The organism is Rhodoferax sp., assembly GCF_010365055.1.
Taxonomy (GTDB): Bacteria; Pseudomonadota; Gammaproteobacteria; order Burkholderiales; family Burkholderiaceae_C; genus Rhodoferax.
This window is the reverse complement of sequence record NZ_JAAFHA010000002.1, coordinates 41,027-56,406: the sequence shown is the minus strand read 5'-3', so window position 1 is coordinate 56,406 and position 15,380 is coordinate 41,027. Positions and strand designations below refer to the sequence as shown.

The 15,380-nt window shown below is 60.7% G+C and carries 16 protein-coding genes; 9 read left to right on the top strand and 7 right to left on the bottom strand.

Features of this window, described 5'->3' with window-relative positions; all coding sequences use genetic code 11:
- Positions 1-6: 6 nt before the first annotated feature.
- Positions 7-768 (bottom strand): TOBE domain-containing protein, encoded by a 762-nt coding sequence (locus GZ093_RS00885; protein WP_296480750.1) that lies wholly within the window; start codon positions 766-768, stop codon positions 7-9.
- Positions 769-921: 153 nt separating this feature from the next.
- On the opposite strand from GZ093_RS00885, the gene modA reads away from it, so the two are divergent.
- The 3 genes from modA to modC all read left to right on the top strand — a co-directional run bounded on the left by modA (position 922) and on the right by modC (position 3,535).
- Positions 922-1,677 (top strand): molybdate ABC transporter substrate-binding protein, encoded by a 756-nt coding sequence (modA, locus tag GZ093_RS00880; RefSeq protein WP_296480748.1) that lies wholly within the window; start codon positions 922-924, stop codon positions 1,675-1,677.
- Between the two features lie 20 nt (positions 1,678-1,697).
- The gene (gene modB, locus GZ093_RS00875) at positions 1,698-2,387 is read left to right on the top strand and encodes a molybdate ABC transporter permease subunit (protein ID WP_296480746.1); all 690 of its coding nucleotides are present in this window, start codon (positions 1,698-1,700) and stop codon (positions 2,385-2,387) included.
- 65 nt (positions 2,388-2,452) lie between these two features.
- On the top strand, positions 2,453-3,535 hold the full coding sequence (gene modC / locus GZ093_RS00870; RefSeq protein ID WP_296480744.1) for a molybdenum ABC transporter ATP-binding protein: 1,083 nt from the start codon (positions 2,453-2,455) through the stop codon (positions 3,533-3,535).
- A 153-nt stretch (positions 3,536-3,688) separates the two neighbouring features.
- Here modC and elbB read toward each other — a convergent pair whose 3' ends face one another.
- Positions 3,689-4,369, bottom strand: a complete 681-nt coding sequence (elbB, locus tag GZ093_RS00865; protein ID WP_296480741.1) for an isoprenoid biosynthesis glyoxalase ElbB — start codon at positions 4,367-4,369, stop codon at positions 3,689-3,691.
- Positions 4,370-4,506: 137 nt separating this feature from the next.
- Here elbB and GZ093_RS00860 point away from each other — a divergent pair, with 137 nt between their 5' ends.
- From GZ093_RS00860 to GZ093_RS00850, 3 genes are read left to right on the top strand one after another with little or no spacing between them, the layout of a single operon-like run.
- Complete coding sequence (locus GZ093_RS00860; RefSeq protein WP_296480736.1) at positions 4,507-5,214, top strand: AzlC family ABC transporter permease; 708 nt, start codon at positions 4,507-4,509, stop codon at positions 5,212-5,214.
- Positions 5,211-5,543, top strand: coding sequence for an AzlD domain-containing protein (locus tag GZ093_RS00855; RefSeq protein ID WP_296480733.1), 333 nt, complete (start codon positions 5,211-5,213; stop codon positions 5,541-5,543). The genes GZ093_RS00860 and GZ093_RS00855 overlap by 4 nt, the downstream gene beginning before the upstream one ends.
- Positions 5,544-5,560: 17 nt before the next feature.
- Entirely contained in the window at positions 5,561-6,499 is a 939-nt protein-coding gene (locus tag GZ093_RS00850; RefSeq protein WP_296480730.1) for a delta(1)-pyrroline-2-carboxylate reductase family protein, read from the top strand.
- Between the two features lie 41 nt (positions 6,500-6,540).
- Here the strand turns inward: GZ093_RS00850 and GZ093_RS00845 are convergent, their stop codons facing one another.
- From GZ093_RS00845 to GZ093_RS00835, 3 genes are all read right to left on the bottom strand, one after another.
- On the bottom strand, positions 6,541-7,389 hold the full coding sequence (locus tag GZ093_RS00845; protein WP_296480727.1) for an extracellular solute-binding protein: 849 nt from the start codon (positions 7,387-7,389) through the stop codon (positions 6,541-6,543).
- Positions 7,386-8,036, bottom strand: a complete 651-nt coding sequence (locus GZ093_RS00840; protein WP_296480880.1) for a phosphate ABC transporter ATP-binding protein — start codon at positions 8,034-8,036, stop codon at positions 7,386-7,388. Before GZ093_RS00840 ends, GZ093_RS00845 begins: the two co-directional genes overlap by 4 nt.
- A gap of 173 nt (positions 8,037-8,209) precedes the next feature.
- On the bottom strand, positions 8,210-8,950 hold the full coding sequence (locus tag GZ093_RS00835) for an ABC transporter permease (RefSeq protein WP_296480725.1): 741 nt from the start codon (positions 8,948-8,950) through the stop codon (positions 8,210-8,212).
- A 50-nt stretch (positions 8,951-9,000) separates the two neighbouring features.
- On the opposite strand from GZ093_RS00835, the gene GZ093_RS00830 reads away from it, so the two are divergent.
- From GZ093_RS00830 to GZ093_RS00820, 3 genes are all read left to right on the top strand, one after another.
- Positions 9,001-10,149, top strand: coding sequence for a substrate-binding domain-containing protein (locus GZ093_RS00830; protein ID WP_296480722.1), 1,149 nt, complete (start codon positions 9,001-9,003; stop codon positions 10,147-10,149).
- Between the two features lie 148 nt (positions 10,150-10,297).
- A complete protein-coding gene (locus GZ093_RS00825; protein WP_296480719.1) occupies positions 10,298-10,906 on the top strand; it encodes a TRAP transporter small permease subunit in 609 nt (202 codons plus the stop codon).
- A 14-nt stretch (positions 10,907-10,920) separates the two neighbouring features.
- Positions 10,921-12,717: a TRAP transporter large permease subunit gene (locus GZ093_RS00820; RefSeq protein ID WP_296480716.1), complete on the top strand. Its 1,797-nt coding sequence runs from the start codon at positions 10,921-10,923 to the stop codon at positions 12,715-12,717.
- 87 nt (positions 12,718-12,804) lie between these two features.
- Here GZ093_RS00820 and dctP read toward each other — a convergent pair whose 3' ends face one another.
- Together dctP and GZ093_RS00810 are read right to left on the bottom strand one after the other, a co-directional pair.
- Entirely contained in the window at positions 12,805-13,884 is a 1,080-nt protein-coding gene (dctP, locus tag GZ093_RS00815) for a TRAP transporter substrate-binding protein DctP (RefSeq protein WP_296480713.1), read from the bottom strand.
- Between the two features lie 388 nt (positions 13,885-14,272).
- Positions 14,273-15,358, bottom strand: a complete 1,086-nt coding sequence (locus tag GZ093_RS00810; RefSeq protein WP_296480711.1) for a TRAP transporter substrate-binding protein — start codon at positions 15,356-15,358, stop codon at positions 14,273-14,275.
- Positions 15,359-15,380 lie beyond the last annotated feature (22 nt).

Below are 15,380 nucleotides of genomic sequence, written 5' to 3'. Positions count from 1 at the left end.
GAGCACTCAAACCCGCGCCAGCACCACCGCGTTTTCTTCCACACTGGCTGTCACCGCGCTGCCAGCGCGCAGGCGGTTGGGGTGGTCCGCAAAGCCTACCAGTAGTTGCAGTTCACCCGGCAAGGTCATCACCACTTCGTCGCGCACGCCGCCGCGCGACAAACGGGTCACTTTGCCTGCGATCAGGTTGACATGGTCACGCGCGGGCACAGCACCCGCCGTGATTCGCACTGCCGTCGCCTTGCACAGCGCCAACACCGCCAGCCCTGGCTGCAAGCCCAGCAACTCGGCACTTTCACGGGTGATGGATGAGGTGATTTGCCCGCCTCGCGACAAAGCCAAAACAACGCGCACCATCGGGTCACCGGGTGTTGACGTCATCAATTGCGTCACCCGGCACGGCAGGTTGTTGCGCATGCTGGTGCGCAACCCCGCGCCTGGAAGCGCTTGCGCAGCGCCGCCGCTAAAACGCGCCAGCACGTCGCGCCGCGCCGCGTCCATCTGCCTCGCAGCATCGAGCAACTGCTCGCCTGCCGCCGTCAATTTCGCCCCGCCGCCACCCGCTCCACCAACCGCCCGGTCCACCAGTGCCACACCGGCCAGATTGGTCAAGGTATGAACCGCCTGCCAGGCAGCCTTGTAACTCACCCCACCCTGGCGGGCTGCCTCCGAGATGGACCCGGTGCTGCCGATCAAGCGAAGGATATCCATGCGTTTGTCGGCCGGCTCGTGGCCCAGAGCCTCGATAGAAAAAACGTCTTTACTCATCAGCTGCATTGTGCCGGGCAACAGCCGGTTAGAGATACGACTCCCATTTCCATTACACTTTCGCTATTCCAAAAAAGAATAACGAAGCCATCCAATGGCAACTCGTCTCGTCTTTTAGAACTCATTTTTCAAATTATCAGCTGGAGTTTTTTAGTGAGATCTCGCGTCAACGATTTGACACTCGCCGCTGTTGCACTGGTGTTTTCAGCCAGTAGTCTGGCCGACCAGGCGCAGGTGGCGGTAGCTGCCAACTTTGCCGAGCCCATCAAGGCTATCGCCACCGTGCTGGAGAAAACAACTGGCCACACCATCCAGGTCACGCTCGGTGCCACCGGCAAGCTGTATGCCCAGATCAAAAACGGCGCGCCGTTTGATGTGCTGCTGGCGTCCAACACCGCCACCCCCGCTGCGCTGGAGAGCGACGGTCTGACCACGCCCGGGAGCCGCTTCACCTACGCCACCGGCAAGTTGGTGCTGTGGTCGGCTGATGCCGCCAAGGTGGATGCCAAGGGCGACGTACTCAAGAACGGCAACTTTCGCAAGTTGGCTTACGCTGCGCCCAAAGTGGCACCGTATGGCGCAGCGGCGTTGCAGACGATGGACAAACTGGGCCTGACCCTTGCCCTGACCCCCAAGCTGGTGCAGGGCGAAAGCATTGGCCAGACCTTCAACTTTGTGCACACCGGCAATGCCGAGATCGGCTTTGTAGCCATGTCGCAAGTCTTGCAGGGCGGCAAGCTCAAGAGCGGCTCTATGTGGGTGGTGCCGAAAAATCTCTACAGTCCGATTCGGCAAGATGCCGTGCTGCTGCAACGCGGTGCCAACAACCTGGCAGCGCAAGCGCTGGTCAAAATGCTGCAAAGCCCCACCATCAAAGACCTGATCCGCTCTTATGGTTACGACATTTGACATTTAACGCACCTACTTTCATGGCCCTGCTCACCCCCTCTGACCTGCAAGCGATCGGTTTGACACTGCAAGTGGCTGCGCTCACGACCGTCATCTTGCTGCTGCTGGGCACGCCGCTGGCCTGGTGGCTGGCGCGCACCCGGTCGTGGTTGAGAAAACCCATAGGCGCCCTGGTGGCCATGCCGATCGTGCTACCCCCGTCGGTGCTGGGCTTTTATCTGCTCGTGGCCATGGGGCCACACGGGACGGTGGGGCAATGGACGCAGGCGCTGGGCCTGGGTCTGCTGCCATTCAGCTTCGCCGGGCTGGTGGTGGCATCGAGCTTTTACTCACTACCGTTCATGGTGCAGCCGATCCAGAACGCCATGGAAGCCATGGGCACGCGCCCGCTGGAAGTAGCGGCCAGCCTGCGGGCCTCACCGTTGGATGCTTTTTTTAGCGTGGTAATGCCGCTGTGCAAACCCGGCTTTGTGACCGGAGCCATCATGTGTTTTGCCCACACGGTGGGTGAGTTTGGCGTGGTGCTGATGGTGGGCGGCAACATTCCCGGCGTGACGCGCGTGGTGTCGGTGCAGATTTACGACCACGTCGAGGCCATGGAGTATTCAGACGCGCACCGGCTGGCGGCAGTCATGCTGGGCTTTAGCTTTGTCGTACTGTTGGCGCTGCACATTTACAACGGCGCGCGGCGCAAAGGTGCGGGTGCATGAACGCCAGACCAGGGCTTGAAACGGCGCAGGCCAGACCGAGCGGGAGCCATCAAACTCCGCGCGCAGTGGACACATCAGGATTGACCCTGCAAGTGGCACTGCAGCGCCCGGACTTTCGCCTGGACATGGACCTGGAGCTGCCCGGGCGTGGCATCACCGCCCTGTTTGGCCCCTCCGGCGCAGGCAAAACCACCGCCTTGCGGGTGCTCGCTGGCTTGGAGCCCATGGCGCAGGGCCGCGTCTGCGTGCAAGGCGAGGTGTGGCAAGACAGCGCGCAAAGGTTCTTCAAACCCATCCACCAGCGCGCCCTGGGCTATGTGTTTCAGGAAGCCAGCCTCTTTGACCACCTCACAGTGCAACACAACCTGCAGTACGGCTTCAAGCGCACGCCCCTGTCAGAGCGCTTCAGAGGCTGGGATCACACCCTGGACCTGCTGGGCATTGCGCACCTGCTCAAGCGCTGGCCGCACGAACTCTCGGGCGGAGAGCGTCAACGTGTGGCCATCGCCCGCGCGCTCGCTGCGAGCCCGCGCCTGCTGCTGCTGGACGAGCCCATGGCCGCGTTGGATGCGCCGCGCAAGGCCGAGATACTGCCCTACCTGGAGCGGCTGCAGCGCACACTGGATATCCCCGTCATTTACGTCACCCATGCGATTGACGAAGTAGCGCGTCTGGCCGACCACCTGGCGCTGATGGACAGGGGCCGGGTCACGGCGCACGGGCCGACGGCTGAGCTATTGACGCGGCTGGACTTGTCATTGGCGCACGGCGACAGCGCCGGGGCCGTGCTGCACGTCAGCGTGGTCTCCCATGATGAAGCCGACCACCTCACACTGACCCGTTTTGACGGTATTGATCTGGTGGTGCCGCGTCAAAACGCCGCCGTCGGCCAAACCTTGCGCGTGCGGGTCGCTGCGCGTGATGCCAGCCTGACTTTGCAACGCCAAACCGACACCAGCATTTTGAACATCCTGCCCGCCTCGGTGCTTGCTCTTTCGGCTGACGGCCCAGGCCAGGTGATGGTCGCACTGGAAGTGGGTGGCAGCGCCCTGCTGGCACGCATCACGGCTCGTTCGGCGCACACGCTGGGGCTCGTGCCCGGCCTGGCGGTGTACGCGCAGATCAAGGGTGTGGCAATTCTGGGTTAGCCCGGCCGGCTTCAGGCAGACAGAAAACAAATATCAAATTAATAGCTACAAACGCTTATTACATGCGGGCTAGAGGCCGATTTACTATAAATAAATCGAGTAACGCGCATTCATGCAGGAGGCTCTGGAGCCAGGAGCATGATGCACTGGACCTCAGATGCGCTTGAGCACCTCAGCCACACAGCGCTCGATACCGACAAACACGTCGCTCAGGCGCGCGTCGTCAAACATGTAGGCGGGCGTGGTGATGAGCTTGTGCGCCTCATCAATCACAATCTCGCGCGCGTTTGGCGTGTTCTGGTGCTTCTGGCCCAACTGCTGCATGGCGGCGGCGACACCCGCATCGTTCCCCAGGGTCAGCGTCGCGCTGTCATCCGCTTGACGCAAGGCCAGCGCCACCAGTGCAGGGGCAATACAGATGGCCCCCACCGGTTTTTTGGCGTCAAAAAAGCCACGCACAAAGGCCGCCACGTCAGGGCGTACTTCGGCATCTGCGCCCTTGAAGGCAAACGAGCAATGGTTTTTGGCCACACCGTAGCCACCCGGCATCACCAGCGCGTCATAGTCCGCCACCTTGGCCTTGGCCAAATCCAGACACTGACCCAAGCGGGCGATGCGGCTGGACTCTTCCAGAATGTTGCGCTGCGCACCTGCCACCGGCTCACCGGTGATGTGGTTGATCACATGGAATTGCGGCGCGTTGGGCGCGATGCACTGAAACGCCGCGCCATGCTGATCCAGCGCCAGCAGGGTCAGCACCGCCTCGCGCACCTCAGAGCCATCAAGGTGGCCGCAGCCCGCGAGCAAAACGGCGATTTTCGGGGTCTTTGACATCAGGTTCTCCAGTAGTTTGAAATGATTATCCTGCGCACCACATCGACTCTACAAGGGATGCGCTAGCAGCCAGGGTGATCCAGACGCAGGCAGTCACAATATCCAACCTGGCCACCCCACTCAATTGTTCCTGTTTCATGCCCACCGCTTCTGACAATACGCAAGCCCCCCAGCCGCCACCCATCTCCGTGCTGTCGCTCTCCATCCCCGTGGCCATGGGCTATGTCCCACTGGGCATGGTGTTTGGGTTCTTATTTGTGCAAGCGGGGGCTAGCTGGTGGCTGGCGCTGCTGGCCAGCATCTTCGTCTTTGCCGGTGCCGCGCAATTCATGATGATCCCGATGCTTAGCCTAGGCCTGCCGGTGGCGAGCATCGCGCTGGCCACCTTGGTGGTGAACCTGCGCCATGTGTTCTACGGCCTGTCGCTGCTGGACAGACTGCCCGCTCAACCCTGGGCGCGCTGGTACCTGGTGTTTGCCCTGACGGACGAAACCTACTCGGTACTGACCACCTTGCCGAGCGGCACCAGCACGCGCCAGATGGTTGCGGTGGCGTTGCTGAACCAGGGCTGGTGGGTGCTGGGCACGCTGCTGGGGGCGCTGATCGGCACCCAAGCCCAAGTGCCACTGGTGGGGCTGGACTTTGCCCTGGCGGCTCTGTTTGCCGTACTGGCGGTGGAGCAATGGCGCAGCGCCGACACGCCCGCGCCACTGTGGGTGGCGGTGCTGAGCTACGCTGTGGCCCAGGCCGTGGTCCCGCAACAGGCGCTGCTGGTTGCCATCGCCTTAAGCGTGCTGGCCGGACTGTTCTGGCGCCCATCTGCACCCAAAGAGGTGGCACCGTGATCGACACAACTTACGCGCTGGGTGTTCTGGCGGCCATGACCGTTGTTACCTTTGGTCTGCGCGCCTTGCCGTTTCTGGCGGCGCGCTGGCTGCAAAGTCACCCCGTGGTGCAAAAGCTGGGTCGTTTTTTGCCGCTGGCTATCATGACGCTGCTGCTGTTGCACACGCTGGTCGGCAGCGCCCGCCAAAACCCGTCTGGCCCGTGGGCTGAACTGGCGGCAGTCGCTACCGTGGTGGCCCTGCAATGGTGGCGTCGGCACGCGCTCTTGAGCATTTTGGCCGGCACGGCGCTGTATGTGCTGCTGCGCAATCCGGGCTTGGTGGCCTGAAGCACTACAGTTCACCCATGCAAACGTCTTACCCAACACCCACCGCAACGACCCTGCTTGACGCCGCCCAGACGGCGGCCCGTCTGCCCTACCCGCAGCTGGTCAGAGAACTGGCTCTGCTTCTCGCCGACCCTTCAGTGCAGGTGCCGCCGCGCTTGGTGCAACCCCTACCCGGCGGCGGCTGCCTGTTTGTCATGCCCGCGATTGATGCCCGCACCGCCATCACCAAGCTCATCACCTTCACACCGGCCAACGCAGCGCGAGGCCTGGCGACGATTCAGGGCGACGTGGTGGTGTTTGACGTGGCAACGGGCCAGCGCAAATTGATCCTGGATGGCCCAACGGTGACCGCGCGGCGCACCGCCGCCGTGTCCTTGCTGGCGGCCCAACGGCTCGCGCCCAACACCCACGGGCCCCTGCTGATCGTGGGCGCAGGCGTGCAAGGCAAGGCCCATCTGGAAGCCTTTGCCGAAGGCTTGGCCGTCAAGGAGGTCGTGATTGCCTCACGCAGCGCGGCCAGTGCGCACGCGCTGGCAACGCACGCGCAATCGCTGAGCCTGCAGGCGCGCGTGGTCACGAACGCCAATGCGGCGCTGAGTGAGTGCCCGCTGGTTGTCACCTGCACCCCGGCCAGCGGCGTGGTGCTCAGCGCCCTGCCGCGCATCGACGCCTTTATTGCCGCCGTGGGCGCGTTCACGCCAAAGATGGTGGAGTTGGCGCCAGAGCTGTGCCGCTATGTGGCCGAGCAAGGCACGCTGGTGGTGGACACGACGGATGCCGCACACGAGGCTGGCGACCTGCTGCAGGCCGGGCTCGATGTGGCCCGGTTTGCCAATCTGGCTGACGTGATTCGATCTGAGGCCTTTGCGGTCAAGGGCCCGGTGCTGTTCAAAAGTTGCGGCTGGGCCGGCTGGGATCTGGCCGCTGCCAGGACAGCGCTGGCTGTGTCGCCCTGAGCAGCATCGCGCCCAGCCCGTCAGCTGGGCTTAAACTGCCCTCACTTCACCGCATTCGGGAAAAACAGTTGCTCGCCGCCAATCTTGTAGCTGGCGATCACGCCTTGCCCGGCGGGTGATGTCAGCCAGTCGACAAATTTCTGGCCGTCAGCCGCCTTGACGTGCGGGTGTTTCGCCGGATTGACCAGCATCACGCCGTATTGGTTGAACAAACGCTTGTCACCCTCCACCAGCACTTTCAGGTCACCCCGGTTCTTGAAATTGAGCCAGGTGCCACGGTCGGTCAGCGCATAGGCGTTGCTGCTGGAGGCCATATTGAGCGCCGGGCCCATACCGCAGCCGCAAGACTGGTAGCCGCTACCTGGCTTGTCGGCCAGATCGGCCATCTTCCAGAAGCGCAGTTCAGCCGCGTGGGTGCCGCTCTTGTCGCCGCGCGAGATGAAGGCGCCATTGGCGGCGGAGATCTTTTTGAGCGCTTCGACCACATCGTTACCTTTGACTTTGATGGGATCGCTGGCGGGTCCAACCAGCACAAAGTCGTTGTACATCACTTCCAAGCGCTTGACGGCAAAGCCCTCAGCCACCGCTTTTTCTTCAGCCACCTTGTCATGCACAAACAGCACATCGGCATCACCCCGGCGGCCCAGGTCGATGGCCTGGCCAGTGCCCAGTGCCACCACTTTCACGTCGATGCCGCTGGCCCTTTTGAACTCAGGCAGCAGGTACGCAAACAGACCCGACTGCTCGGTCGAGGTGGTGGAGGCCACCACAATCGATGGCGATTGAGCCCTCACAGGCAAACTCACGGACGCTACGAAAATAGTAGCTGTAAGCGCATAATGCACGAGGGCCAGAGGCCTAAAAGACTTAAAATATTCTACGGTTTTCATACCAATTCTCCTTTGACAAACAAATGGGCCGCCGGGTACTGCTGTTGCAGCAACGGTCCGCTAAAAAAATCTTCCACCGGTAAATCAGCCAGCACCCGGCCCTGCTCCAGGTAAATCACCCGGCTCGCCAGCCGCTTGACCTGGCCCAGGTTGTGGCTGGCAAAAATGAGCGTCATGGCACCTGACCCGCTGGCAAACTCTTCAATCAGCGCCTCCACTTCGCGCTTGGCGTGCGGGTCCAGGCTGGCGGTAGGCTCATCAAGCAACAACACCTGCGGTCTCAAAGCCCAGGCCCGCGCCATGGCGACACGCTGCTGCTGGCCGCCTGACAATTGGCGGGCGTTGCGCCCCGCCAGCTCGGCCAAGCCGACCCGCGTCAGCGCCGCCAGGGCAGCCACTTTGGCCTCGCGCCACGAGGCGCCGCGCAGCCACAGACCCAGGGCAACATTGCTTTGCACTGACAGGCGCAACAGATGCGGTTTTTGAAACAGCATGGCTTGGCGCATGTCGCCGCCACAGAACACCTGGCCCGCTGTCGGCGTCGCCAAGCCATGCAGCAAACGCAGCAGCGTGCTTTTGCCGCAGCCGTTGGCCCCCACCAGCGCCACACGCTCACCCGGGTGGATCATCAAAGTGACCTCCGACAGGGCCCGAACTGCGTTGGCGGGACGGCCAAAATGCACGCTGGCCGCGGCCAAACCGAACACCGGGGGCAGCAGTTCTTTCCGATCAACTTGTCGGTCAGGTTTCAGCTTGACATGTCGGCCAGAAGCCTGACCGACAGCGGCAGGCGTTTCGTTGACCGATAGAAAATCCAATTTCAAACGGCCACCCCCAGCGGCGCTACCGGTGCGGCGCCGGCCTCTTGCACTTCGCGCCACCGACGCAGCAGCGCAATCAGCACATTGAGCAGCAGCACCACGCTGATCAAAATCAGCCCCAGGCCCAGCGCCAGCGGCAGATCGCCCTTGCTGGTTTCCAGGGCAATGGCGGTCGTCATGACACGGGTAAAGCCATCGATATTGCCGCCCACAATCATCACCGCGCCCACTTCAGAGACCGCCCGGCCAAAGGACGCAATCAGCACCGTGAGCAAGGCATAGCGCTCGTCCCAGGCCAGCAGCAGGCTGCGCATCAAGGGCCGCGCACCCAGCGACTGCAGTTGCTCGCCATGCAAGCTCTGGGCATCTTCCACCGCCTGTCGCGTCAGAGCCGTCACGATGGGCAGCACCAACACGGCTTGCGCCAGCACCATCGCCTTGAAACTGAACAGCCAGCCCAAGTAGCCCAGTGGTCCGGTGCGCGACAACAGCAGGTAAATCACCAAGCCCACCACCACGGAGGGCACGGCCAAAAAAGTGTTCAGCAGCGTCAGCAGCGCGCCCCGCCCGGCAAAGCGGGCGACGCCCAGCCAGGCGCCCAACACCAACCCAAAGCAGCAGGCAATGGCGCAAGCGGTGGCACTGACGGACAAGGACCGGCCCACAATAGTGAGCAGTTCCGAATCCAATGAAGTGATCAGTTGCAGCGCCGTCGCCGCGCTGTCGGTGAAGGTGGTCATAAGTTGCGGTATCGTAGCCACCGAATCATTCACTGACGATATGAACCACCGTGCATAGGCTTCAATTCCACTACACCCTGTCACGCGACAGCAGCCCGGCACTGGTGCGCAACCCTTTGATCGATTTGCTGCAAGCGGTGAGCAACCAAGGCTCGATCTCTGGCGGCGCCCGCGCGCTGGGCTTGAGTTACCGCCACGTCTGGGGCGAACTCAAGCGCTGGGAAAACGAACTGGGCAATGAACTGGTGGTCTGGGAAAAAGGCCAATCAGCCCGCCTCACCGACTTTGGCAACAAACTGATGTGGGCCGAGCGCCAGGCACAGGCACGGCTGGCACCACAGATCGAGGCCCTGCGCGCCGAGCTGGAGCGCAGCTACGCGCTGGCCTTTGATGACAGCGTGCATGTGGTGACGCTTTACGCCAGCCATGATGACGCGCTGTCCGCCTTGCGCGAGCATGCCCTGCGCGGCCCGTCAGATGCCAGCGCACGGCCTGATGCCCGCCGCCTGCACCTGGACATCCGCTTCACCGGCAGTGTCGATGCGATCCGGGCCCTGAACGAAGGCCGCTGCGTGATGGCGGGTTTTCACACCCTGCTGGGGACCGGCAAAAAAACATTGACCGAGCGAACCTACAAGCCGTTGCTGCAACCGGGTCAACACAAAATCATCGGCTTTGCGCAGCGCACCCAGGGGTTGATGGTCGCCAAGGGCAATCCGCTGGGTCTGCGCTCGCTGCAAGACCTGGCCGACCAGCGCGCCCGCTTTGCCGCCCGCAGTTTAGGCAGCGGCACCCGCGTGGTGCTGGATGAACTGCTCATCCAAGCCCGGCTGATGGCCGTTGACATCATCAGCAATGACCACACCGAGCCGTCCCATGCAGCAGTCGCGCAGGCCGTGGCTGCCGGTCAATGTGATGCCGGGCTCGGCATCGCCGCAGCGGCGCAGCGAGCGGGCTTGGATTTTGTTCCCCTGGCCGATGAACGCTACCACCTGGTGTGCCTCAAGTCCGCGCTGTTACAACCCGGCATTCAGGCCTTATTGCATCTGTTGCAAACACCCGCCTGGAAAAGTGAGGTGGCCACGATTACCGGCTACGCGGCCCTGCAAAGTGGCGAGGTGTTGTCGATGCGCCGGGTATTGCCCTGGTGGGACTATCGCCAGGATAAGTCTCACCCGACTGACCAGCCAAATCGCTAGTGTTTACCCTATGTAAAAATAGGCAAAATCGTCAGGTTTATTTCAGTTTCAGCACGTTACGCTCTAACGTTGAAATTGATCATTCTGCAAGACCTTGCTTTGCATGGCTGCAGGCTGTCTTTTTTATTTTTCTAATGATGGGGACCCCATGCGTGCGCTTCTAAAACTCTCGAAAGCCGTCGACTGGCTGAACGGCCTGATTGGCAGAAATGTGATCTGGCTAATTTTCGCCGCCACAGTCATCAGCGCCATCAACGCCATTGTCCGCAAGGCGTTCAACATGAGCTCCAATGCCTATCTTGAAGTGCAGTGGTACTTGTTTGCAGCGGCATTTCTGCTGGCCGCAGGCTACACACTGCTCAGCGGCGAACACGTCAAGATCGACGTCATCTATAGCCGCTGGTCCAAGCGCACGCAAATGTGGATCGATGTGTTCGGTCTGGTTTTTTTCCTGACGCCATTTTGTGTTGCCATTCTGTGGTTCGGTTTTCCCTTCTTTCTCAACGGCTATCAATCAGGCGAAATATCCTCCAACGCCGGTGGCCTGATTCGCTGGCCGGTGTACGCCATGATTCCACTTGGCTTTGGTTTGCTGCTGCTGCAAGGCTGGTCCGAGCTGATCAAGCGCCTGGCTTTCTTGCAGGGCCTGATTGAAGATCCCACGCACAAAAAAGTGGAAAAGACCGCAGAAGAAGAGTTGGCTGAGGCGATTCAAAAGCTGGCTGAAGAAAAAGCTGCCAAAGCCAACGCGGCCTGACCCCGGAGAGACACATGGAATTTCTAACCAACAATTTTGCCCCCATCATGTTCGGGGGGCTCATTGTCTTCTTGCTGCTGGGTTTTCCGGTGGCGTTCAGCCTGGGCGCCTGTGGTCTGTTCTTTGGCTTTGTGGGGATCGAACTGGGCCTCCTGCCCGAGGCGCTACTGCAGGCCCTGCCGCTACGCATCTTCGGCATCATGCAAAACGACACGCTGCTGGCCATTCCGTTCTTCACGCTGATGGGGCTGATACTGGAGCGAAGTGGCATGGCCGAGGACTTGCTCGACACCATTGGCCAGTTGTTTGGCCCGCTGCGCGGTGGCTTGGCCTTTGCCGTGATTTTTGTCGGTGCCCTGCTGGCCGCAACCACCGGTGTGGTGGCCGCTTCCGTGATTTCGATGGGCCTGATTTCCTTACCGATCATGTTGCGCTATGGCTATGACCGCCGGGTCGCCGCCGGCGCGATTGCGGCATCGGGCACGCTGGCACAGATCATCCCGCCCTCGCTGGTGCTGATCATTCTGGCGGACCAGCTCGGTCGCAGCGTTGGTGACATGTACAAAGGTGCGTTCATCCCCGGCTTTGCCCTCACCGCCCTTTATTTCGGCTATGTGGTCCTTTTGACCTTCATTCGACCGAACTGGGTACCCGCATTACCGCTTGAGGCCCGCACGATCCGCGAAGACAATGGCGGCAGCGGCATGCGCTCTCTGTTGATTCTGACCATCGTGTCGACAGCGGTGGCGGTGTACCTCGGGCAACACTACGCGCAAGTCTTAAGCTGGTTCAAGGGCGAAACCGCGCTGAACGTGGCGACGGACGAAACCATTGTGGTGTCGCTTTGCGCTGGCGTGATGCTGGCATTTGTGATCGCGATCATCAACAAGGTCACCCGCATGGGCCTGCTCTCACGCATGGCGGAGCGCGTGACTTTTGTGCTGATCCCCCCGCTGCTGCTGATTTTTCTGGTGCTGGGCACGATTTTTCTGGGCGTGGCCACCCCCACCGAAGGCGGGGCCATGGGGGCGATGGGCGCATTGCTCATGGCCATGAGCCGGGGGCGTCTGAGCATGAAACTGCTCAAACAAGCCCTGAGCGCCACCACCAAACTCTCCAGCTTTGTGCTGTTCATCCTGGTCGGCTCCACCGTCTTCAGCCTGGTGTTTCAAGGGGTCGATGGCTCCAGATGGGTGGAACACCTGTTGACCTCGGTTCCCGGTGGACAGTTAGGCTTTCTGATTGTGGTCAACCTGCTGATTTTCTTTCTGGCGTTTTTCTTGGATTTCTTTGAACTCTCTTTCATCGTCGTGCCCTTGCTGGCTCCAGTGGCCGAGAAGATGGGCATTGACCTGATCTGGTTCGGCGTGTTGCTGGCCGTGAACATGCAGACCTCATTTATGCATCCGCCCTTTGGCTTTGCCTTGTTCTTCCTGCGCAGCGTGGCGCCCGCCAAAGAATACACCGACAAGCTCACCAAGAAGCTGATCCAGCCGGTCACCACCATGCAAATCTACTGGGGTGCCATTCCGTTCGTGATCATCCAGATCATCATGGTCGGCACCATCATTGCCTTCCCCGGCATCGTCTCAAGCGGCCTCGACAAGAAGGTGGTGTACGACCTCGACAAGATCCGCCTGCAAATGGAAGCAAGCATGCCGGACGCAATGGAGCAGCTCGACCCGACCGCCGGCATGACAGGCGCAACCGGTGGCGAGACGCCGACCGAAAGCAGCGATCCGGCACCCGCCGACGATCCGATGAAAGCGCTGCAGGACTCGCTCGGCGACACGCCAGAGAAGAAAAACTGAAACGCCGGGGCCCCAAGCGAAAAAAAACCCGCCGGACGAACCTGGCGGGTCGATCAGATCGACAGCGCGCGTGGCGCCATCATCCGCTCAAAGCTTCTTGGAGGCCATGAAGCTGTCGAAGCGTCCCTCGGCAAAACGGAACCAGAGGATCTCGTCACGCTGGAAGTTGCGGTAATCGTCGTAAATTTTCTTCCAATCCGGGTTGGTCTTTTCCAGGTCCGCGTACAGTTCCATTGCTGTCTTGAACGACGCATCCAGCACGGTTTGCGGGAACGGCAGCACCTTGGTTTTGGCGGCGACGAGCTGTTTGAGCGCACCGGGGTTGCGTGCGTCGTAGCGGGCCTGCGTGGTGACATGTGCCTCGTAGGTCGCTGCCTGCACAATGGCCTTGTTTTCGCTCGACAAGGCATTGAAGGCTTTTTGATTCACATAGAACTCGAGGTTCAGGCTCCCCTCCCACCAGCCGGGGTAATAGTAGAACGGCGCCACCTTGTTGAAGCCCAGCTTCTGGTCATCGTACGGACCGATCCATTCGGCCGCATCAATGGTGCCCTTTTCCAGCGCCTGATAAATCTCTCCGCCAGGAATGTTCTGTGGCACACCGCCCATGCGCTCGATCACCTTGCCGGCAAAGCCACCTACACGGAATTTCAGACCCTTGATGTCAGCCGGCGATTTGATCTCCTTACGGAACCAGCCCCCCATCTGCGCGCCCGTGTTGCCACCCATGAAGTTGACAATGTTGTACTTGGCGTAGAACTCGCGCATCAACTTGCCGCCGTTGCCGTCGACCACCCATGCCGTGAGCTGGCGCGAGTTCATGCCGAAAGGAATGGCACCGCCGATGGCAAAGGCCTCGTTCTTGCCGAAGAAGTAGTACGGCGCCGTGTGCGACATTTCCACCGTGCCGTTTTGCACGCCATCGACCACGCCAAACGCCGGCATCAACTCGCCAGCCGCATGCACCGACACTTCGAACTTGCCACCAGACATGTCCCTGACCGCCTTGGAAAACACTTCGGCCGAGCCATAAATAGTGTCCAGCGATTTCGGAAAGCTCGAAGCCAGACGCCAGCGAACGGTGGCCTGTGCGTGCACAGCCGGCGCCACACCGGCGGCCAGTACACCGGCGATGCCGGCGTGTTTAATTAGAGAACGACGATCCATAAGGTTCACTCCTGGAGTATTGAGAAAGTATGCCGACGTGCCGGTAAGCACAGCGACGACCGATGAGAGTCAATGAAAATTGTAGAAAGATGCGCGACAAGCGGTGCGGGGGTTTTCCCTCCTTTTGCTGTCAACAAGCTGTCAACTTGGAGCTCACCGGGGCTGACTGCCCCGACTGATGAACCCGTTCGCCCTGAGCCTGTCGAAGGGGTGGTTCGACGAGCTCACCAGGAACGGTATTTGACGTCAACTGTGTGCCGTTGTCAGCACAGCTGTGATGTCATGGTCCGAAAACAGAAATGTCCGGTGACATGCATTGCACATGTCATCGGACAAAATAAGAATCAAAGCAACCAGTGCGCGAAGCGCGCGGCCTGGTCGTCCAGACTTACAGCTTCACCGTGGTCATGTAGCTGTCGTAACGGAACTCAGAAAAACGCAGCCACAACAGCTGGTCACGCTGGAAGGCACGCATGTCCTGGTGAATCTTCTTGAACTCGGGCGATTTGGCTTCGTGCTCAGCAAACACTGCCATTGACGCCTTGAAGCCGGCATCCATGATGTCCTTCGAAAATGCCTTGAGTTGTGTCTTTTCGGCAACCAACTTCTTCAAAGCAATCGGGTTGAATGCATCGTACTTGGCCGTCATGTCGCGGGCTGCCACGGCAGTTGCCGCTTCAACGATCGCCTGATTTTCCGGCGACAGTGCCGCAAAGGCCTTGCTATTGATGAAGAACTCCAGCTCGGCGCCACCTTCCCACCAACCGGGATAGTAATAGTAAGGCGCGACCTTGTTGAAGCCGAGCTTCTGATCATCGTAGGGGCCTACGAATTCAGTGGCGTCCAGCGTGCCTTTTTCAAGGGCCTGGTACACGTCACCGCCAGGCATGTTCTGCGGCACCACACCCAGCTTTTGCATGGCCTCGCCGAAGAGTCCGCCGCCCAAGCGCATTTTGAGACCCTGCAGATCCTTGACCGTCTTGATTTCCTTGCGGTACCAGCCGCCCATCTGCGTGCCGGTGTTGCCCGCGCTGCGGCTCTTGATGTTGTACTTGGCGTAAAACTCGTCCATGAGTTTGCGGCCATTGCCGTGCTCCATCCAGGCATCCATCTGGCGCGCGGTCAGGCCAAAGGGAACGGCACAGCCAAAGGCAAAGATGGGGTCTTTGCCGGTGAAATAGTAAGAGGCCGTCTGAGCCATCTCGACCGTGCCATTCTGGATGGCATCCACGACGCCAAACGCCGGCATCAGTTCGCCAGCCGCATGCACGGACACTTCAAACTTGCCGCCGGACAGGGCCTTGACGGTCTTGGCAAACATTTCTGCGCTGCCATAGATCGTGTCAAGCGACTTCGGAAAGCTCGAAGCCAGACGCCAGCGAACATTGGCCCCTTGTGCATGCACGGCCGGCGCAGCACCAACGGCCAGCACGCCGGCAATGCCTGCGTGCTTGATTACGGAACGACGATCCATTTGGTTCACTCCTAGAGTTGTG